This window comes from Micromonospora sp. TSRI0369 (assembly GCF_001905625.1).
Taxonomy (GTDB): Bacteria; Actinomycetota; Actinomycetes; order Mycobacteriales; family Micromonosporaceae; genus Micromonospora; species Micromonospora echinospora_A.
The window spans coordinates 383,249-400,890 of record NZ_LIVU01000002.1; the positions used below are offsets into that span (position 1 = coordinate 383,249).

Consider the following 17,642-nt stretch of genomic DNA (forward strand, 5'->3'; position numbering starts at 1 on the left):
AGACATGTCCGCATTCACGACCGGCGGCGCCCCGGTGGTGCTCGACGGAGGACTCGCCACCGAGTTGCAGCGCGCCGGGCTGCCCTACCAGGCCCCGTGGTGGGGCACCGCTGCGCTGCTGGCGGACAGCCGGCGGCGCGTGCTGCGCGACGTCCACGAGCGGTTCCTCACCGCCGGGGCGCAGGTGCTCACCGCGAACACGCTGCGCTGCAACCTGCGGGCGCTGCGCCGCGCCGGGCTGGAGGACGCCGGGCTCGGCTGGATGGTGCACGCGGCCGTCGGCGTCGCGCTCGCCGCCCGCAACGCGGCCGGCGCACCCGGCACCCGGATCGCCGCCTCGATCGCGCCGGTCGAGGACTGCTACCGGCCGGACCTGGTGCCGGCCGACGACGAGCTGCGCGAGGAACACCGCTGGCTGGCGGTGGAGCTGGTCCGGGCCGGTGTGGAGCTGGTGCTCGTGGAGACCATGAACACCGCCCGCGAGGCCCGGATCGCGGTGGAGCAGGTGCGTGAGGTGGGTGCCCGGGCCTGGGCCGCCTTCGTCTGCGACGACCAGGCCCGGCTGCTGTCCGGCGACTCGCTGGTGGACGCCGCCCGCGCGGTGCGCGCCGCCGGGGCCGAGGTGGTGCTGGTCAACTGCACCGCCCCGGAGGCGACCGAGCGGTGCCTGCGAGCGCTGCGCGACGCCGACGACGGCCCGCTCGGCGCGTACCCGAATCTGGAGGACCGCCGCGACGGCGCGCCCGGGCCGCGACCGCTGCTCGACCCGGAGGAGTTCGGCGACCTGGTCGCCCGGTGGGCGGTGGAGTACCGGCTCGCCGTGGCCGGCGGGTGCTGCGGCGCGTCGCCGGAGCACATCGCCGCGCTGGCGGCCCGGCGCAACGCCCCGGTGGCGGCCGTCGACTGACGCCGCCCGCAGGTCCGCCGGCCCGGCGCGGGCCGGGTCAGCCAACGAAGGGAGAACGAGACGGTGAGCGGCTCGACGATCGCACCGCCGGTCGAGGTGGTGCGCAGCCTGCCCGGCCCGGCCGGTTACATGTGCGGCCTGACCTGGGACGGCACCTGGCTCTGGCACTCCGATCAGGACGCCGCGCGGATCTTCGCGATCGACCCGGCGGACGGCGCGGTACGCCGGTGGTTCGCGTACCCGGACGTGCGGGCTGACCTGGGGTACGCCGACGGGAAACTGTGCCAGATCGGCGGCCGGCCGAAGCGGATCCTGCTGATCGACCCGGCCACCGGCCAGACCGTCGGCTCGAAGCCGGTGCGGCCCTCCAACGGCCGGGTCACCGGCATGGAGACCGGGCCGGAAGGGGTGTGGCTCTGCCTGCGCGCGCCCGCGGTGATCCAGCTGCGGGACTTCGAGACCATGACGGTGCAGCGGGAGCACCCGGTCGTGGGGTCGCCCTCGGGCCTCACGTACGCCGAGGGTCATGTGCTCTACGCCGAGTTCGAGGACGGCCTGCTGCACGCGGTGGACGCGGAGTCGGGCCGGCTGGTCGCCACGGTGCGGCTGCCGGGGCATCCGACCGGGCTGGCCTGGGACGGCGAGCTGGTCTGGTACTGCGACTTCGCCGACCGGCGGTTCAAGGCGGTCCGGCTGCCGGACGTGCTCGGCGGCTGACCGGCCCGGTGGGGGCGGTCCCGGCCGCCCCCACCCGCCGGCGTCAGGGCACCCGGTCGCGCGCGTCGAACTGGTCCTGCCTGCGGTCGCGGTCGCCGCGGGCGTCGGCCGACGGCGGCCGGCAGTGGCCGGCGCAGCCGCAGGAGCAGCCGGATGCGGTGGCCCGTTCCGTCCGCTGTGGCGCTTCGGTGTCCGGCCAACCGCCGGTGTGGCACGCGATCATCGCTTCTCCCTGCTCTGCGGTGGGGACGCGCCGGAGCGCCCGGCGCGGTCGGACGGGGCGGGCAGCGGGACGGGTATTTACTTGAGAATCATATGGTAAGTTCGCTGGCGGGTGCCAGCTCCTGACAGGAGGGACGCCATGCGCGTCAGCGTGACCGACGACCCCGCGACCACGACGGCCTCCCGTACCGGCGGGCCGACCGCACCGGCCGACCCGCTGCGCACCGCCTCCTTCGCGGAGCTGCGGTCGCTGTTCGCAGTGGAGCCCGACGCGGTCCACCTCAACACCGGCACCATCGGCGTGATGCCGTACGAGGTGCTGGACGTCAACGACCGGGTGACCCGGGAGTGGAACGGCGGGCTGCGCAACGTCTACCCGCCCGGCATGTACCCCGAGCACCGCGCCGCCATCGGCCGGGCGTTCGGCGTCGACCAGGACGAGATGGTGATCTGCCACAACGCCACCGAGGGGGTGGCCCGGGTCATCAACGGGCTCGACCTGCACGAGGGCGACGAGGTCATCACCACCAGCCACGAGTGCTACTCGGTGCTGTCCAACTTCAACCTGCTGCGCAACCGGCACCGGATCACGCTCACCGTGCTGACCCCGCCGGTCGGGCCGGACGTCACCGCCGAGGAGATCGTCGACATGTTCGCCCGGGCGATCACGCCGCGGACGAAGGTGCTGGCGTTCGCCGCCGTCACGCTGTTCACCGGCACCCGGATGCCTGTGCGCCAGCTCTGCGACCTGGCCCAGCGGCACGGCCTGACCACAGTGGTCGACGGCGCGCTGCTGCCCGGCCTGTTCGACACCGACCTGCGCGCGCTCGGACCCGACTTCGTCACCTGCTCCGGCTCCAAGTTCCAGTGCGGGCCGCTCGGCACCGGGCTGCTGTACGTCCGCAACAAGGTCCACCCCGAGCACAACCCGCTGCCGCTGCCGACGTTCTGGCCGGTCATCTCCACCTGGTACCCGATGATGGGCGCCCCGCCGCCGCGCACCACCACCCGGGTGGAGAGCTACAACATGGGCGACTACCTGCAGAGCGCCGGCAGCGCCAGCATCGCCCGGGGCGCCGCGCTGGCGAAGGCGTGCGAGCTGTGGGACCGGATCGGCCGGGACCGCATCGAGCGGCACGCGGTGGCGCTCGGCGAGCACACCCGCGCCCGGATCGTCGAGCGGTTCGGCGTCGAGTCCCTGTACTCCCCGCTCACCGACGACCGGCTGACCGCGCCGCTGGTGGCGTTCAACCCGTTCCCCGACCGGGCCGACGGCTGGAACATCACCAAGTTCGCCCGCCTCGTCGACGAGCTGGAGAGCCGGCACCGGATCTGGACCCGGTGGACCGAGTTCGACGTGGCCGGCTCACCGCACCAGCACTACGCCGCCCGGATCTGCACCCACCTCTACAACACCGCCGAGGAGGTCGACCTCGCCGTCGACGCCATCGCCGACCTCGTACGGGAGCTGTCATGACCGTCGCCCCGTACCGGCCGGACACCGCCGTCCCGCACCGCTGCGGCGGCGCGCTGCGGGTGGTCGCGCCCACCGCCGCCGCGCCGCTCGACCCCAGCTGCGCCCCGGCGTCGGCGGCCCCGTTCGTCCGGCTGCACACCCGGCAGCTCGTCACCTGGCAGGCCGCCCGGGACGTCCGTGACTGGCAGGCCGTCACGCCGGTGCCCGACCTCGCCCTGGAGGTCCCCTCCACCTGGAACGCCGGGCTCGGCGCCAGCCACCGCAGCTACGTGTTCCACATGCGCCCCGGCGTCCGCTGGGACACCCCCGACCGGCGGCCGGTCACCGCGCACGACGTGGTCCGTGGCTTCAAGCGGATGTGCAACCCGGTCCGGCCCTCGCCGTCGCTCGCGTACTTCGCCGGCACGGTGCGCGGCCTCGCCGAGTTCGCCGCCGCGTGGGCGGCGGAGGCCACCCACCGGGCCGGGGACGCGGCGACGCTCGCCGCGTACCAGAACGCGCACGAGATCTCCGGCGTCTTCGCGCTCGACGACGAGACGCTCGTCATCGAGCTGGCCCGGCCGGCGCTGGACTTCGTGCAGATGCTCACGCTGCCCGCGGCCTCGGCGGTGCCCGTCGAGCACGACGCGTTCGTCCCCGGCAGCCCCGAGGCCGCCGCCCACCTGCGCGCCAACGGGCCGTACCGGGTGCGGCGGCACCGGCCCGGCGAATGGGCCGAGCTGGTCCGCAACCCGGCCTGGGAGCCGGCCGCCGACCCGTACCGGCGGGCCGAGGCCGACCGGGTGGAGCTGCGCCTGAGCGACGGCGCCGGCCGCGCCGACGCGGCCGACGCCCTGGCCGAGGTGTCGATCGCGCCCGCCGTCGGCGGGTTGCCGGCCGCCGAGCCGGTGGACGGCGACGGCGCGCCCGGCTGGGCTCTCGACCCGTACCTCGTGCTCAACCTGCGCGACCCGGTCTGGGCCGACCTTCGGGTACGGCAGGCCGCGGCGCTCGCCGTGGACAAGGCGGCGGTGGCCGACCTGTACCGGCGTCACCGTCCCGGCGTGCCGGTGCGGGTGGCGGGCTCGCTGATCCCGCCGGGCAACGCCGGGCACGACACGGCCGATCCGTACCCCACCGGTGATCCGGCGCGGGCCCGCGACCTGCTCGCCTCGGCGGGCCACGCCGACGGCACGCCGCTGGTCCTGATCCACCCGCACTCCGGCCTGGGGCCCGAGGTGGCGCACGCCTGCGCGAGCGACCTCACCCGGGCCGGCCTGCCGACCCGGGCGGTCGGGCTCGCCGACGCCGCGTACACCGAGGCGCTGCGCGCGCCCGCCACCGCCGGCGGCTGGCAGCTCGCCGTGGCGGCGCGTGTGCCCGACTGGCTGGAGCACAACGGGCGGGTCTTCGCGCAGGCGATGCTGCAGGCGAACCCGGTGCCCGGCGGCGCCAACCACGGCGGCTACGCCTCGCCCGAGGTGGACGCGCTGATCGAGCGGGCGCTCGACGCGGCCGAGCCGTGGCGGGCCGACGCCGCCTGGCGGGCCGCGGCGGAGCGTGCGGTCGCCGACGTGGCTGTGGTGCCGATCCTGCACCGGGCGCCGGTGGCCGCGCCGAGGCAACCGGACCGGGTCGACGGGCTGGTGCCGCTGCCCCCGCAGGGGTACGCGGTGGACCTGACCGCCGCCCGCCCGGAGGTGGCCGGGTGAACCCCCTGGTACGCGACTACCTGCTGCTCGGCCTGCGCCTGGGCCGGCTGGTGGACGGACTCGTCGACTGCTACTACGGTGACCCGGCGCTGCGCGACCAGGTCGCCGCCGAACCGCCGCCCGACCCCCGGGAGCTGTCCCGCCAGGCCGGCCGGACGCTCGCCGCGCTCCCCGGCAGCGACCTCGAACCGGCCCGCCGGCGGCACCTCACCGCCCAGCTCACCGCGCTGCGCGCGGTCGCCGACCGGGTCGCCGGCACGCCGATGTCCTTCCAGGACGAGGTGCGCGCCTACTTCGACGTCGAGGTGACCCGCACCGCGCCCGAGCGGTACGCGGCGGTGCACGACGAGATCGACGCGCTGCTGCCCGGCCCGGGACCGCTTGTGGATCGGGTGGAGGAGTTCTACCGGCGCAACACCGTCCCGCCGGAGCGGCTGCACCGCTGCGTGCAGGCGGTCTCCGACGCGCTGCGCGAGCGGACCCGGGACCGGTTCGGCCTGCCCGGGACCGAACGCGTCGAGTACACGGTGGTCCGGGACGCGCCGTGGAACGCGTACAACCGCTACCTGGGCGGCTTCCGCTCCGCTGTGGCGCTGAACGCGGCCAGCGGACGGTCGGTGGCCGCGCTGCCCATCATCGTGGCGCACGAGTCGTACCCCGGCCACCACACCGAGCACTGCCTGAAGGAGGCCGGCCTGGTCCGGGACGGTGGCCAGGACGAGCACACCATCGCCCTGGTCGACACGCCCCGGTGCCTGGTCACCGAGGGCCTGGCCGAGGCGGCGGTGGACGCGGTGCTCGGCCCCGGCTGGGGGGAGTGGACGGCGCGCATCCTCGCCGCGGAGGGCGTCCATGTCGAGGGCGAGCGGGTGGAACGGATGCGCGGCCTGGTCGTACGCCTCCTGCCGGCCCGGGTGGACGCCGCCCTGCTGCTGCACGACGAGGGCGGCGACCGGGCGCAGGCGCTGGCGTACCTGCGGCGGTGGATGCTGCTGCCACCGGAGCGCGCCGAGCAGATGGTGACGTTCCTCGCCGACCCGCTGTGGCGCGCGTACTCGGTCACCTACTCCGAGGGCGGCCGGCTGGTCGACTCCTGGCTGGCCGCCCGCGAGCCCGGCACCAGCCTCGCCGACCGCTTCACCACGCTGCTGCGGGAGCCGCTGCTGCCGTCGCAGCTGCGGGCCGACGTGGCGCGGACCGCAGAGACGACGAAAGGTGTGTGTCGATGAACGGCGGCCAGCCCCGGTACGGGGGAACCCTGCGGCTCTACGGGCCCGGCAGCATGGACCATCTCGATCCGGCCTGCGCCTACTACATGCTCGGCGGGCAGATCATCCGGCTCTTCGCCCGGCAGCTCTTCACCTACCGGCCGGTCGCCGACCTGCGTGACCCGTCGGCCGTCACGCCCGTGCCCGACGTGGCCGAGGCGGTGCCGACGGTGGACAACGGCGGGATCAGCGCCGACCACACCCGCTACACGATCCGGCTGCGCCCCGGCGTGTACTGGGACACCGACCCGCCCCGGGAGGTGACCGCCGGGGACTTCGTGCGCGGCTTCAAGCGGATGACCAACCCGGTGCTGCGGGCCGGCGGGATCGGCTACTTCACCAGCACCATCCGGGGGATGGCCGAGTACTGCGACGCGTACGACGCCGCGATCACCTCGGCCGAGCCGAGCGCCGCCGAGCTGGCCGCGTTCCAGAACAGCCACGAGATCGCCGGGGTGCGGGCCGTCGACGACCGGACGATCGTGTTCGACCTGATCCGCCCGGCGGTGGACTTCCTGCACATCCTGGCGCTGCACTTCGCCTCCGCCGCCCCGGTCGAGTACGACGAGGTGCTGCCGGACAGCGCGGAGTTCCGGCGGCGGGTGCGCTCCAACGGGCCGTACCGGGTCACCCACTACGTCCACGGCGAGTCGGTGCGGCTGGCGCGCAACCCGGTGTGGCGCAAGGCGTCCGACCCGGTACGCCAGCAGTACCTGGACGGGGTCGAGGTGACCATGGAGATCGCCACCCCGCAGCAGGTGGGTGAGGTGATCGACAGCGGGCGCGCCGACCTGTCCTGGGCGTCACCGATCACCGAGCCGTACGACGTGCCGCCCACCGACCCGGGCAACGACCTCGGCTACGCGCTCAACCCGTACCTGGTGTTCAACCTGCTCAGCCCGAACGCCGACCGGGCGATGAGCAAGCTCAAGGTGCGCCAGGCCATCGCGTACGCGATGAACAAGGCCGCGATCGCCGAGATCTACCACGACCTGGAGGCCGGCACGGTGATGCTGCCCGGGCACACCGCGATCCCACCGGGCAACGACGGGCACGTCGACTTCAACCTGTATCCCACGCCCGGCGACCGGGGCGACCCGGAGCGCTGCCGGGCGCTGCTGGCCGAGGCGGGCTACCCGGACGGGCTCACCCTCACCGCCGTGCACCGGGACGTGGACGCCAACCCGGAGGTGGCCCGCTCCTACGCCACCGACCTGGAGAAGGGCGGCATCAGCGTGCGCCTGGTCGCGCTCGGCCACGCCGAGTACTACCAGTTCCTGCGCGACCCGGCCAACGCCCGCGCCGGCGCCTGGGACATCTCCGCGCCGTCCTGGACGCCCGACTGGTTCGGCCCGAACGGGCGCACCTACGTCCAGCCGATGTTCCAGACGAACACGTCCCGCGGCACCAGCAACTACGGCGGATACAGCAACCCGGAGGTCGACCGGCTGATCGAGGAGGCGCTCGGCGCCACCGACCGGGCCCGCGCCACCGAGCTGTGGCACCAGGTCGACCTGCACGTCATGCGGGACGCCGCGATCGTGCCGATCCTCGTGCACGCCCCGACCATCCCGCACCGCAAGGGCCGGCGGGTCCGCAACGCGATCGCCATGCCCACTGTGGACCGCTGGTTCGACCTGTCCAACCTCTGGCTGGAGGAGTCCGCATGACCGCAGCAGGCACGCCGACGGCCGCCGCGCACACCTCCGGCGGGGCCGGACCGCGTCGCGGCGGCACGCTCACCCTGGTCGGCGCGGGCGACGTCGACCACCTCGACCCGGCGCTGGCGTACCACACGGTGACCCGGGGGATCATCCGCGCGTACACCCGGCAGCTGGTCACCTACCCGTCGACGCGCGACCACCGGCGAGCTGGCGACCTGGTGCCGGACCTGGCGGTGGCGGCGGACGGTCCGTACGACGACGAGGGCCGCCGCTACCGGTTCACGCTGCGCGACGGGCTGCGCTGGGACCTGCCGAACGGGTCCCGGCCGCTGACCGCCGCGGACGTGGTACGCGGCATCAAGCGGCTGGCCCACCCGATGGCGCCCAGCCCCGGCCTGCCCTACTACCTGAGCACCGTCGAAGGGCTCGCCGAGTTCCGCGACGACCTGCTCACGCTGCCCCGCGACCTCAACGTGGTGGCGCCCTACCTGGAGGCCGCCGAGGTGCCCGGGCTGCGGGTGCTCGACGACCGGACGCTGGAGCTGACCACCCGCCGCCCCACCCCGGACCTCCTCAACATCCTGGCGTTGCCGTTCGCCTCCCCGGCGCCGGAGGAATACCTGTGGTTCGTGCCCGGCAGCCCCGAGCTGGACCAGCGGATCGGCTCCATCGGGCCGTACCGGATCACCGGCTACGAGCCGGACCGGCGCATCACGCTGGAGCGCAGCCGCACCTGGGACCCGGCCACCGACCCGGTCCGGGCCGCCCACGTGGACCGGATCGAGGTGCGGCAGGGGCTGGACGAGAAGACCTGCCACGACATGGTGATCGCCGGCGACGCCGACATGATGTGGGACATCCAGCCGCTGACCGAGCGGCTGCCGGAGATGTTCGCCGCCGGGGATCCCCGGCTGGAGGTCTGCCCGGCCGGCCTGTTCAGCCCGTACCTGGTGATCAACGTGCTCAGCCCCAACGAGGGCGGCGCGCTGGCCCGCCGCGAGGTCCGGGAGGCGTTGCAGTACGCGATCGACAAGACCACTGTGGCCGAGGTCTGGGGCGGGCCGCGCCTCAACGACATCGCCGAGCAGATCCTGCCGCCGCTGTGCCGCGCGCACCGGCCGTTCGCCCCGTACGCCGCGAACGACGGCGCCGGCGACCCGGAGCGGGCCCGGCGGCTGCTCGCCGACGCCGGCTACCCCGACGGGCTCACGTTGAAGCTTGTCTACCGGGACCGGGACATCCACCCGGAGACCGCGCGGGTGGTCCGCGCCGCCGCCGCCCGGGCCGGCATCACCCTCGACCTCGTCCCGGCCGGCATCACCGAGCTGTTCGGCACGTACCTCGGCCGGGCCGACGGGGCCCGCGAGGGCCGCTGGGACGTGGCGCTGTCCGGCTGGGAGCCGGACTGGCACGGTAACAACGCCCGCGTCTACCTCCAGGCGCTCTTCGACAGCTCCGGCGTCTCCGACAACGACGACTGGGGGTCGAACTTCGGCCACTATCACAACCCGGTCGTCAACGAGCACATCGACGCGGCGCTGAGCTGCGCCGACGAGACGACCGCGAACGAGCACTGGCGGGCCGCCGAGCGGGAGGTGCTGCGTGACTGCGCGGTGGTGCCGATCCTCTTCGCCCACCAGTACTGGCTGCGCGGTCACCGGGTGCGCAACTGGCTGCCGTACCCGGTGCTCAACGGCGACCTGACCAACCTGTGGCTGGGGGAGGACTGACGCCCGGGCCGATGAGCGGCGACGACCACCGTCTCACCGTACGTCTCGGCGAGCTGGCCCAGGCCCACGCCGACCGGGCGGCGGCGCGCGCGGGCGTGCCCGCCGTCCGGCTGGACCGGCTGGCCGCCGAGCCGCTGCGCCTGGACGAGGACTTCTGCCGGGAGGTGGCCGACCGCTACGACGCCGCCCCGATGGTCACGACCGGCACGGAGCGCGGGTACGCCCGGCTGGCCGAGGAGAACCTGCGGCAGTTCCGGCTGATCGGCGACGCGGGCATCCGGGTGCTGCCGTGGACCGGGCCGGGGCAGCCGTACCGGGACTCGCGGGACCTGGTCGCGCGGGTCCGCTCGACCGGCCTGCTGCACGTCTTCCTCACCCGCCACGGGCACGGACCGGCCGGCGCGGGCGGCGACCATCCGCTGCGCGCCCCCGCCGGAGTCCGGGCCGGCGGCGAGGAGCTGCTGCACAACGACATCTTCCGGGCGGTGCACGACGTCTTCGGGCACGTCCTGTTCGGCAACACGTTCGGGCCGCGCGGGGAGTTCCGGGCCACCCGCTGCCACCTCGCGATGTACCCGGCCGACCTGCACCCGCTGGTCTTCGCCGAGCTGGTCGGCCAGCTCTGCTGGTTCTTCCACGGCCCGCACCTGCGCCGCCCGGACGGGACGCTGCCCCGGCGCGGCGAGCCCGGGTACGTGCCGCCGCCACGGCGTCCGTACCCGCCGCAGAAGCAGCTCGTGTACGACAGGCGCACCCTGGACCGGTTCGCCGCGCTGTTCACGTCGCGGGGCTGACCGCCGACATCAGGAAGTCGGGCACCCGCAGCGGCGGCATCACCATCCGGGTGAAGTAGTCGCCCCACTCCCGGGGCAGCGCCGGCGCCGGCTGCCCGGCCTCGGTGGCCCGGGCCAGCAGCGACAGCGGGCTCTCGTTGAACCGGAAGTTGTGCACCGTGCCGACGATCTCGCCGTCCTCCACCAGGTGCACGCCGTCGCGGGTGAGGCCGGTCAGCAGCAGCGACGCCGGGTCGACGTCGCGCAGGTACCACAGTGAGGTGAGCAGCAGGCCGCGCCGGGTGGAGCGCACCATCTCGGGCAGCGTCGGCGCGTCCGGCCCGCCCTCCAGCACCAGGTTGTCCACCATCGGGGTGAGCGGCGCGTCGGTCCGCGCGGCGGTGTGCCGGGTCTGCACGAGCGCGGTCAGCACGCCCTCGTCGATCCACCGGGTCGGCCGCAGCGGCAGCCCGTTGTCGACCACGGCGGTCAGGTCGTCGGTGCCCCGGCTGACCGTGAACGGGGCGCAGGGCAGCAGCGGATGGTCCGGGTCGCTGCGCAGCGTCAGCGGCAGCGCGGTGAGGCGCTCGCCGATCGGCAGGCGGCCGTCCGGGCGGCTGAACGCGGTGCGCCCGTCCAGCGCGCCGCGCGCCCCGGCGGCCAGGTAGAGGTGGAGCATCAGGTCGGCCACGCAGTTCGGGGTGAGCAGCACTTCGTAGCGTCCCGGGGGCAGCTCGACCCGGCGGCCGGGCCGCGCCAGCGTGGCGGACAGCTCCGCGGCGAGCGCCGGCACGTCCAGCCCGGTCAGGTCGGGCGCCGTCACACCGGCCCAGGCCGAGTCGTCGCCGTCGCGCACGCTCAGGTCGAACAGGCCGGTGGACTGCGGGTGCCGCAGGCGGGCGCCGGTGGACGCGGCGAGGTAGGTGGTGACCACCCGGTGCTCGGTGTAGCCGTAGAGGCGCCGCCGCCCGGCTGCCGCGAACGCCTCGGCCAGGCCGGGCAGCACGTCGCGGAACGCGTCGACCGAGGTGTCGCCGGGCGGCTCCGCCCAGGACGGCGTCCGCCACGGCTCGGGCAACGACGTGGCGTCGGCGGCGGGTGGGGCGTCGCGGGCGGCCCGCTCGGCCGCGCGGACCAGGCCGGGCAGCGCGTCGCCGAGCGCGCCGCCGTGCCCGACCAGCCCGACGTGTACGCCTGCCGCGCCGTCCCGCACCGCCACCGCCGTCACCCGGCGGGACCGGACACTGCCGTTCGTGGTGAGCGCGTTGCCCGCCCAGCGCAGGTGCGCGGCGGCCGTCTCGTCGGCGATCAGCAGCAGCTCGTCGGCGTCGCGCCGGTGCCGCAGCGCCGCTTCCAGGGCGTCCTGGATCCCGCTCACCCGTCCCGCCCTCCGGTGTCGACGACGTCGATGCCGCGGAACACCGCGGCCGGGCAGCCGTGGCTGGCCGCGCTCGCCTGCACCGGCTGACCCTTGCCGCACATGTCGGCGCCGGAGAGCAGCCAGGTGCCCTCGCCGCCCAGCCCGCACAGCGCGGACCAGAACGCCGTGGTCTCCGCCTGGTACGCGGCGCCGGACACCTGCCCGGCCAGCCGCCCGTTGCGGATGCGGTGCCAGCGCTGGGCGGTGAACTGGAACTGCCGCCGGCGCATGTCGATCGACCAGCTGTCCGAGCCGGCCAGGTAGAAGCCGTCCGTCACGCCCGCGATCAGGGCCGCCGTGTCCGGCCCGCCTACCGCCGGGCGCAGCGACACGTTCGGCATCCGGGCCATCGGCGTGTGCCGGTACGACTCGGCGTACGCGCAGCCGACGGAACGTGGCAGGCCGGCCTGCGCGGCCGAGGCCCGGTCGTGCTGGAAGCCGACCAGGACGCCCGCCTCGATCAGCGGCCAGGACTGCGCGGCCACGCCCTCGTCGTCGAACCCGACGGTGGCGAGTCCGTGCGCGGCCGACCGGTCGGCGTCCACGCTCATCAGCGACGAGCCGTACCGCAGCCGCCCGGCCGACTCGGGGGTGGCGAAGGTGCCGCCCGCGTACGACATCTCGTGGCCCAGCGCCCGGTCGTACTCGGTGGCGTGCCCGACCGACTCGTGGATGGTGAGCCAGAGCTGCGACGGGTCGATCACCAGGTCGTACCGGCCCGGTCGCACCGGCGGCGCCTGCGTCTTCTCGGCCAGCAGCGCCGGCAGTTCGGCCAGCTCGCCGGCCCAGTCCCAGCCCTCGCCGTGCAGGTACTCCCAGCCGCGGGCCACCGGCGGGCCGACCGTCCGCAGCGTCTGGACGCCGCCGTCGCGCGGGTGCCGGCCCACCGCCAGCACCTGCGGGTGCACCCGGACGCGCTGCTGGGTGACGCCGGTGCCGCCGAGGTCGGCGTAGTACGTGTTCTCCTGGGCGGCGCTGACGCGGGCCAGCACGTGCGCCACCGAGTCGTGCGCCAGCAGCCCGGCGCACCAGTGGCTGAGCAGCTCCGCGCGTTCGCTCTCCGGCACCTCGAACGGGTTGATCCGGTACGGCGAGCGCCAGGTCGCCGCCGGGTACGCGGGCTCGGGCGCGAGCGCGACAGGCGCGCCGCCGACGTCGGCGCAGGCCCGGGCCAGCTCCAGCGCGTCGTCGCAGGCGCGTACCGCCGCCTCCGGCGTCAGCTCCGGCGTGGCGGCGAAGCCCCACGCGCCCCGGTGCAGCACCCGTACCGCCAGGCCGGTCTCGGTCTCCTCCTCGTTCGCCCGCAGCGCCCCGTCGTGCACGACGGTGCGCCCGGAGCGGACCCGCTGCACCCGCAGCGCGGCGTACCGCGCGCCCCGCTGCCGGGCCCGGGACAGGGCGGCGTCGGCGAGGCGGGCCACTGGAAGGGCGAGGAAGGAGTCGTCTATCTCGTCGGGCACACGCGCCTCCGGTCGCCGGGGGTGCCGCCGTCCGTGCCGTGGCACGGCGGCCCGGGGGTTGCGGTGAGGAGACTAGTGCGGCGTTCCGGCGGCGCACAGGGCCCGCGTGGCGGCCGGGCGGCCGACCAGCGCCGTCGCCGCGCAACAGAGCAATCGGGAAGAAGACCACGCCCGTGCCGGGGCGCTTGATTGGATCGGCGTCGCTCAATAGATTGAGGGCGGGCGCCGCCGAGGCCCGCACGATCGGGCCGTCGGCGGCTGACAGGTCCACGCCGAGCCGGGCACGTCGGTCGTCCGTACCGACTTCTCACAGTGGCGCATCGCCGCGCCGCCACCCGAGCGCGTCGCCGCGCCGCCGTCCGTCCGGACGCGCGTCGTCGCGTCGCGCCGCCCGACGCAGAAGGACTTCCCATGACGATTCTCCGTACCCGTTCCGGCCCGGCCCTGGCGGCGGTGACCGCGCTGGCCGCCGTCGTGGCGGCCACCGCGACGGCACTGCTCGCCGGCCCGGCCACGGCGGCGCAGGGCTGCCGGGTCGACTACACACCCAACCAGTGGCCCGGCGGGTTCACCGCGAGCGTCAAGGTCTCACCCGGCGACACCGCTGTCTCCGGGTGGACGGTCACCTGGACGTACGCCGGCGACGAGCGCGTCACGAACGGCTGGAACGCCACCGTCAGCCAGTCCGGCTCGACGGTCACCGCCCGCAACATGTCGTACAACGGCAGCATCCCGGCCGGCGGCTCCACCGAGTTCGGCGTGCAGGGCACGTTCAGCGCCGCCGGCGGCGCGCCGAGCGGGTTCACGCTCGACGGCGTGCCGTGCAACGGCGCCGCGCCGTCCCCGACCGTCGTGCCCACCACGGCGGTCCCGACCACCGCCCCGCCGACGAGCGCCCCGCCGACCACCGCCCCGCCGACCACCGCGCCCCCGACCAGCGCGCCGCCCACGACGGCGCCCCCGACCAGCGCGCCCCCGACGACCCCGCCGCCGAGCGGGTGCGCCGGGGCGGTGCTCTGCGACGGCTTCGAGAACCAGACCGGCTCGACGCCGTCCGGCGACTGGACGGTGGTGAGCCCGGACTGCTCCGGCGCCGGCACGGCCACGGTGGACACCACCACTACGCACAGCGGCAGCCGCGCGATCCGGATCAACGGCGCCGCCGGCTACTGCAACCACGTGTTCGTGCGAACCACGAAGAACCTCAGCGGCCTGGGCAGCGTCCGGTACGCCCGGATCTGGGTGCGGCACACCACCGCCCAGCCCACCGACCACACCACGATGATCACCATGTCCGACGCCGCGGACGGCAACCGGGACCTGCGGCTGGGCGGCCAGAACGGCGCTCTGCAGTGGAACCGCGCCTCCGACGACGCCACGCTGCCCGAGCAGAGCCCGGCCGGGGTGGCGCAGAGCGTGCCGTTGCCCACCAACCGCTGGGCCTGCCTGGAGTTCATGGTGGACGGCTCGGCCGGCCAGCTCCGTACCTGGCTGGACGGCGTCGCCGTCACCGGGCTGACCGCCGACGGCGTGCCGACGCACGACATCGACGGCCAGTGGTACAACCGCACCTGGCGGCCGCAGCTCACCGACCTGAAGCTGGGCTGGGAGAGCTACGGCGGCGGGGCCGACACCCTCTGGTACGACGACGTGGCGATGGGGTCGACCCGGATCGGCTGCTGACGCGGCACACCGGCGAGTGGAACGTCATGGGTGTCTCGGCGTCCAGTTGACACCCATGACGTTCCACCGAGCCGGTGCGGCCCGTGGACGGCCGGCTCGGCGCGGGGTCAGTGCTCGACGGTCATCCGCTGGGTGCCGATCACGGAGAGCAGGCGCAGCGCCTCCTCCGAGGGCGAGCCGGGCGTGGCGGTGTAGATGACCACCTGCTGGTCGCGGTCGGTGATGTCGAGGACGTCGCAGTTGACAGTCACCGGCCCGACCTGCGGGTGCCGGAACGTCTTGCTCAGCGTGCGGGCGCCGTCCACCTCGTGGGAGGCCCACAGGCGGGCGAACTCCGCGCTGCCGGCGAGCAGGTCCGCGATCAGCGTGGCCATCTCCGGGTCGTCCGGATAGCGGGCCGCGGCGGCGCGCAGCCGCCCGACCGAGTGACGGGCGAACTCGCTCGCGTCCGACACGCCGTACATCAGGTGCGGGCCGAGGAAGGCCCGGCGGACCAGGTTGCGGTCCCGCCGGGGCACCGCGGAGAAGTCCTCCATGAGGGCTGCCGCGAGGTCGTTCCAGGCGATCACCTCGAACGTCGCCGAGGTCACGAACGCCGCCGCCTGCGGCAGCCGGTGCAGCAGGTCCAGCACGCTCTGCCGTACCTCCCGGGGTGGCCCGGGCGGCGGTGCGGGCGACTCCCCGGCCAGATGGTGGAGGTGGTCGCGTTCGGTGTCGGACAGCCGCAGCGCGCGGGCCAGCCCGGCCAGCACCTCCCGCGACGGCCGCGGACCCCGCCCCTGCTCCAGCCGGGTGTAGTACTCGGTCGAGATGAACGCCAGCCGCGCCGCCTCCTCGCGGCGCAGCCCCGGCGTGCGGCGGCGCCGTCCGGCGGGCAGGCCCACGTCGGCCGGGGTGATCCGCTCCCGCCTGCTCCGCAGGAACACTGCCAGCTCACGTCGGTCCACGACCCCAGTGTGCCCGTGCGCAGCGGCTCGTAGCCAGGTACCGCCGGTGCCTGGATGGGCTCCGCGACCGGCCGCAGGCTTGCCGCATGGAAACCACACGAACCGACACGACCGTCCACCCGACCGCCGGCCTGCTGGCCGGCAAGGTCGCCTTCATCACCGGCGCCGGGCGCGGCATCGGCGCCGCGGCGGCCCGGCTGTTCGCCGCCGAGGGCGCCCGGGTGCTGCTCGCCGCCCGGACCGAGGAGCAGTTGAAGGCGGTCACCGAGCAGGTCCGGGCCGCGGGCGGCACCGCCGAGTACGTCGTCTGCGACCTGGCCGACGCGGCGAGCGTGCGCGCCGCCGTGGACCGCACGGTCGAGGTGTACGGGCGCCTCGACGTCGCCTTCAACAACGGCGCGACGATCGTGCCGCCCGGACCGATGGACCGGGTGCGCGAAGAGGACTTCGACCACGTCTACACCGTCAACCTCAAGGGATCGTGGCTCGCCATGGTCGCCGAGGTCGCGGCGATCCGGGCCACCGCCGGCACCGGCGCGATCGTGAACAACTCCAGCGTCGGCAGCCTGATGGGCAACCCCGCACTGCCCGCGTACGGGGCGATGAAGCGCGCGGTGAACAGCCTCACCGAGTCCGCGGCGATCACCTACGGGCCGGAGGGCATCCGGGTCAACGCGATCGCCCCGGGCAGCACGCTCACCGAGATGATGCGGGCCTGGGACGCGGAGTCGCCCGGCATCATCGACCGGCTCGCCGCCGCCAGCCCGCTGCGCCGGGCCGCCGAACCGGACGAGATCGCCCAGGCCGCCGCGTGGCTGCTCAGCGACCGCGCCTCCTTCGTCACCGGGACGGTGCTGCGGGTCGACGGCGGCGCGCGGGCCTGACCGGGCTCAGACGGTGGCGTCCTGGACCGGGCGGGGCTCGACCGCGCCGGCCGTGACGGGGGAGGGCCGGAAGCCCTTGACGACCAGGTAGACGCCGAGCGAGAACTCCCACACCGCGATGGGCAGGGCGGCGACCGCCGCCACCGGGGACAGCCGGTCCCAGGCGCCGAACAGCGTGCCCAGGTCGGAGGCGACGAGCAGCGGCGCTCCGGCGAGCCCGAGCATCGGCAGCCAGCGCGGCACGAGGCGGGACTGGTACAGCAGGGAGCCCAGCAGCAGGGCGTTCACGGCCGGGAGGAGCGCCTGGCTGAGCAGGAACACCGAGTCGTAGAACGCGACGAGCGTCTGGCCGGTGACGAGCGCGTCCGGCTCGGCCCCGGTCCGCCGCAGGGCGACCAGGGTCAGGATGCTCGCGACGCCGATGAAGATGCCGGCGGCCTCCAGCACCCGGGCGGCGACGAAGCCCAGCGCCCGCGCCTCACCCTGCCGCTTGAGCACCGGGTACAGCGCGATCGCGGTGCCGATGCAGGCGAGGGCGACGATCACCTCCAGGACGCCGCCGACGACGACCGGGGTGTCCGGCGTGGTGCCGAGGATGTAGTCCGCCTCGCGTATCGGGGCGTACAGCGTGAGGGTCGGGATGGAGACGAAGGTGAGCAGGTAGAACCCGCCCGCGACCAGCGACGTCTTGCGCAGTGAGTCCATCGGGGCTGCCCTCCGCCGCTCGGCCGGTGGTGGTCGTGCCCTCACTCTCACGTGGATCGGCGCGGCGGCGAATCGGCCGCTCGGTCAGTCTCCT

The 17,642-nt window shown here is 74.9% G+C and carries 14 protein-coding genes; 10 read left to right on the top strand and 4 right to left on the bottom strand.

What is annotated here, in order from left to right; all coding sequences use genetic code 11:
* Positions 1-4 precede the first annotated feature (4 nt).
* From AMK25_RS07030 to AMK25_RS07070, 8 genes are all read left to right on the top strand, one after another.
* A complete protein-coding gene (locus tag AMK25_RS07030; RefSeq protein ID WP_073827316.1) occupies positions 5-907 on the top strand; it encodes a homocysteine S-methyltransferase family protein in 903 nt (300 codons plus the stop codon).
* Positions 908-970: 63 nt separating this feature from the next.
* The gene (locus AMK25_RS07035) at positions 971-1,624 is read left to right on the top strand and encodes a hypothetical protein (RefSeq protein WP_073827317.1); all 654 of its coding nucleotides are present in this window, start codon (positions 971-973) and stop codon (positions 1,622-1,624) included.
* Between the two features lie 361 nt (positions 1,625-1,985).
* Positions 1,986-3,323 (top strand): aminotransferase class V-fold PLP-dependent enzyme, encoded by a 1,338-nt coding sequence (locus AMK25_RS07045; protein WP_073827319.1) that lies wholly within the window; start codon positions 1,986-1,988, stop codon positions 3,321-3,323.
* Positions 3,320-5,014 carry an ABC transporter substrate-binding protein gene (locus tag AMK25_RS07050; RefSeq protein ID WP_073827320.1) on the top strand — a complete coding sequence of 565 codons (1,695 nt, stop codon included), beginning with the start codon at positions 3,320-3,322 and terminating at the stop codon, positions 5,012-5,014. Before AMK25_RS07045 ends, AMK25_RS07050 begins: the two co-directional genes overlap by 4 nt.
* A complete protein-coding gene (locus tag AMK25_RS07055; RefSeq protein WP_073827321.1) occupies positions 5,011-6,243 on the top strand; it encodes a DUF885 domain-containing protein in 1,233 nt (410 codons plus the stop codon). The genes AMK25_RS07050 and AMK25_RS07055 overlap by 4 nt, the downstream gene beginning before the upstream one ends.
* Positions 6,240-7,952 (top strand): ABC transporter substrate-binding protein, encoded by a 1,713-nt coding sequence (locus AMK25_RS07060; protein ID WP_073827322.1) that lies wholly within the window; start codon positions 6,240-6,242, stop codon positions 7,950-7,952. The genes AMK25_RS07055 and AMK25_RS07060 overlap by 4 nt, the downstream gene beginning before the upstream one ends.
* A complete protein-coding gene (locus AMK25_RS07065; protein ID WP_073827323.1) occupies positions 7,949-9,676 on the top strand; it encodes an ABC transporter substrate-binding protein in 1,728 nt (575 codons plus the stop codon). Before AMK25_RS07060 ends, AMK25_RS07065 begins: the two co-directional genes overlap by 4 nt.
* Before the next feature lie 11 nt (positions 9,677-9,687).
* The gene (locus AMK25_RS07070) at positions 9,688-10,470 is read left to right on the top strand and encodes a hypothetical protein (protein WP_073827324.1); all 783 of its coding nucleotides are present in this window, start codon (positions 9,688-9,690) and stop codon (positions 10,468-10,470) included.
* Here AMK25_RS07070 and AMK25_RS07075 read toward each other — a convergent pair.
* On the bottom strand, positions 10,454-11,827 hold the full coding sequence (locus AMK25_RS07075) for a metallopeptidase TldD-related protein (protein WP_073827325.1): 1,374 nt from the start codon (positions 11,825-11,827) through the stop codon (positions 10,454-10,456). The two genes, AMK25_RS07070 and AMK25_RS07075, sit on opposite strands and share 17 nt — an antisense overlap.
* Positions 11,824-13,329: a TldD/PmbA family protein gene (locus tag AMK25_RS07080; RefSeq protein WP_073827326.1), complete on the bottom strand. Its 1,506-nt coding sequence runs from the start codon at positions 13,327-13,329 to the stop codon at positions 11,824-11,826. The genes AMK25_RS07075 and AMK25_RS07080 overlap by 4 nt, the downstream gene beginning before the upstream one ends.
* 411 nt (positions 13,330-13,740) lie before the next feature.
* On the opposite strand from AMK25_RS07080, the gene AMK25_RS07085 reads away from it, so the two are divergent.
* A complete protein-coding gene (locus AMK25_RS07085) occupies positions 13,741-15,012 on the top strand; it encodes a cellulose-binding domain-containing protein (protein ID WP_073827327.1) in 1,272 nt (423 codons plus the stop codon).
* Positions 15,013-15,119: 107 nt separating this feature from the next.
* Here the strand turns inward: AMK25_RS07085 and AMK25_RS07090 are convergent, their stop codons facing one another.
* Positions 15,120-15,959: a helix-turn-helix transcriptional regulator gene (locus tag AMK25_RS07090; RefSeq protein ID WP_073827328.1), complete on the bottom strand. Its 840-nt coding sequence runs from the start codon at positions 15,957-15,959 to the stop codon at positions 15,120-15,122.
* Between the two features lie 86 nt (positions 15,960-16,045).
* Between AMK25_RS07090 and AMK25_RS07095 the strand changes: the two genes are divergently transcribed.
* Positions 16,046-16,843 (top strand): SDR family NAD(P)-dependent oxidoreductase, encoded by a 798-nt coding sequence (locus AMK25_RS07095; protein ID WP_073827329.1) that lies wholly within the window; start codon positions 16,046-16,048, stop codon positions 16,841-16,843.
* Positions 16,844-16,849: 6 nt separating this feature from the next.
* On the opposite strand, the gene AMK25_RS07100 is transcribed toward AMK25_RS07095, so the two are convergent.
* The gene (locus tag AMK25_RS07100) at positions 16,850-17,548 is read right to left on the bottom strand and encodes a DUF4386 domain-containing protein (RefSeq protein WP_073827330.1); all 699 of its coding nucleotides are present in this window, start codon (positions 17,546-17,548) and stop codon (positions 16,850-16,852) included.
* Positions 17,549-17,642 lie beyond the last annotated feature (94 nt).

Bases quoted from the DNA above. Each gene is read 5' to 3' on its own strand.
- AMK25_RS07030 (WP_073827316.1), top strand. From the start codon at position 5: ATGTCCGCATTCACGACCGGCGGCGCCCCGGTGGTGCTCGACGGAGGA.
- AMK25_RS07045 (WP_073827319.1), top strand. From the start codon at position 1,986: ATGCGCGTCAGCGTGACCGACGACCCCGCGACCACGACGGCCTCCCGT.
- AMK25_RS07050 (WP_073827320.1), top strand. From the start codon at position 3,320: ATGACCGTCGCCCCGTACCGGCCGGACACCGCCGTCCCGCACCGCTGC.
- AMK25_RS07060 (WP_073827322.1), top strand. From the start codon at position 6,240: ATGAACGGCGGCCAGCCCCGGTACGGGGGAACCCTGCGGCTCTACGGG.
- AMK25_RS07065 (WP_073827323.1), top strand. From the start codon at position 7,949: ATGACCGCAGCAGGCACGCCGACGGCCGCCGCGCACACCTCCGGCGGG.
- AMK25_RS07070 (WP_073827324.1), top strand. From the start codon at position 9,688: ATGAGCGGCGACGACCACCGTCTCACCGTACGTCTCGGCGAGCTGGCC.
- AMK25_RS07085 (WP_073827327.1), top strand. From the start codon at position 13,741: ATGACGATTCTCCGTACCCGTTCCGGCCCGGCCCTGGCGGCGGTGACC.
- AMK25_RS07095 (WP_073827329.1), top strand. From the start codon at position 16,046: ATGGAAACCACACGAACCGACACGACCGTCCACCCGACCGCCGGCCTG.
- AMK25_RS07100 (WP_073827330.1), bottom strand. From the start codon at position 17,548: ATGGACTCACTGCGCAAGACGTCGCTGGTCGCGGGCGGGTTCTACCTG.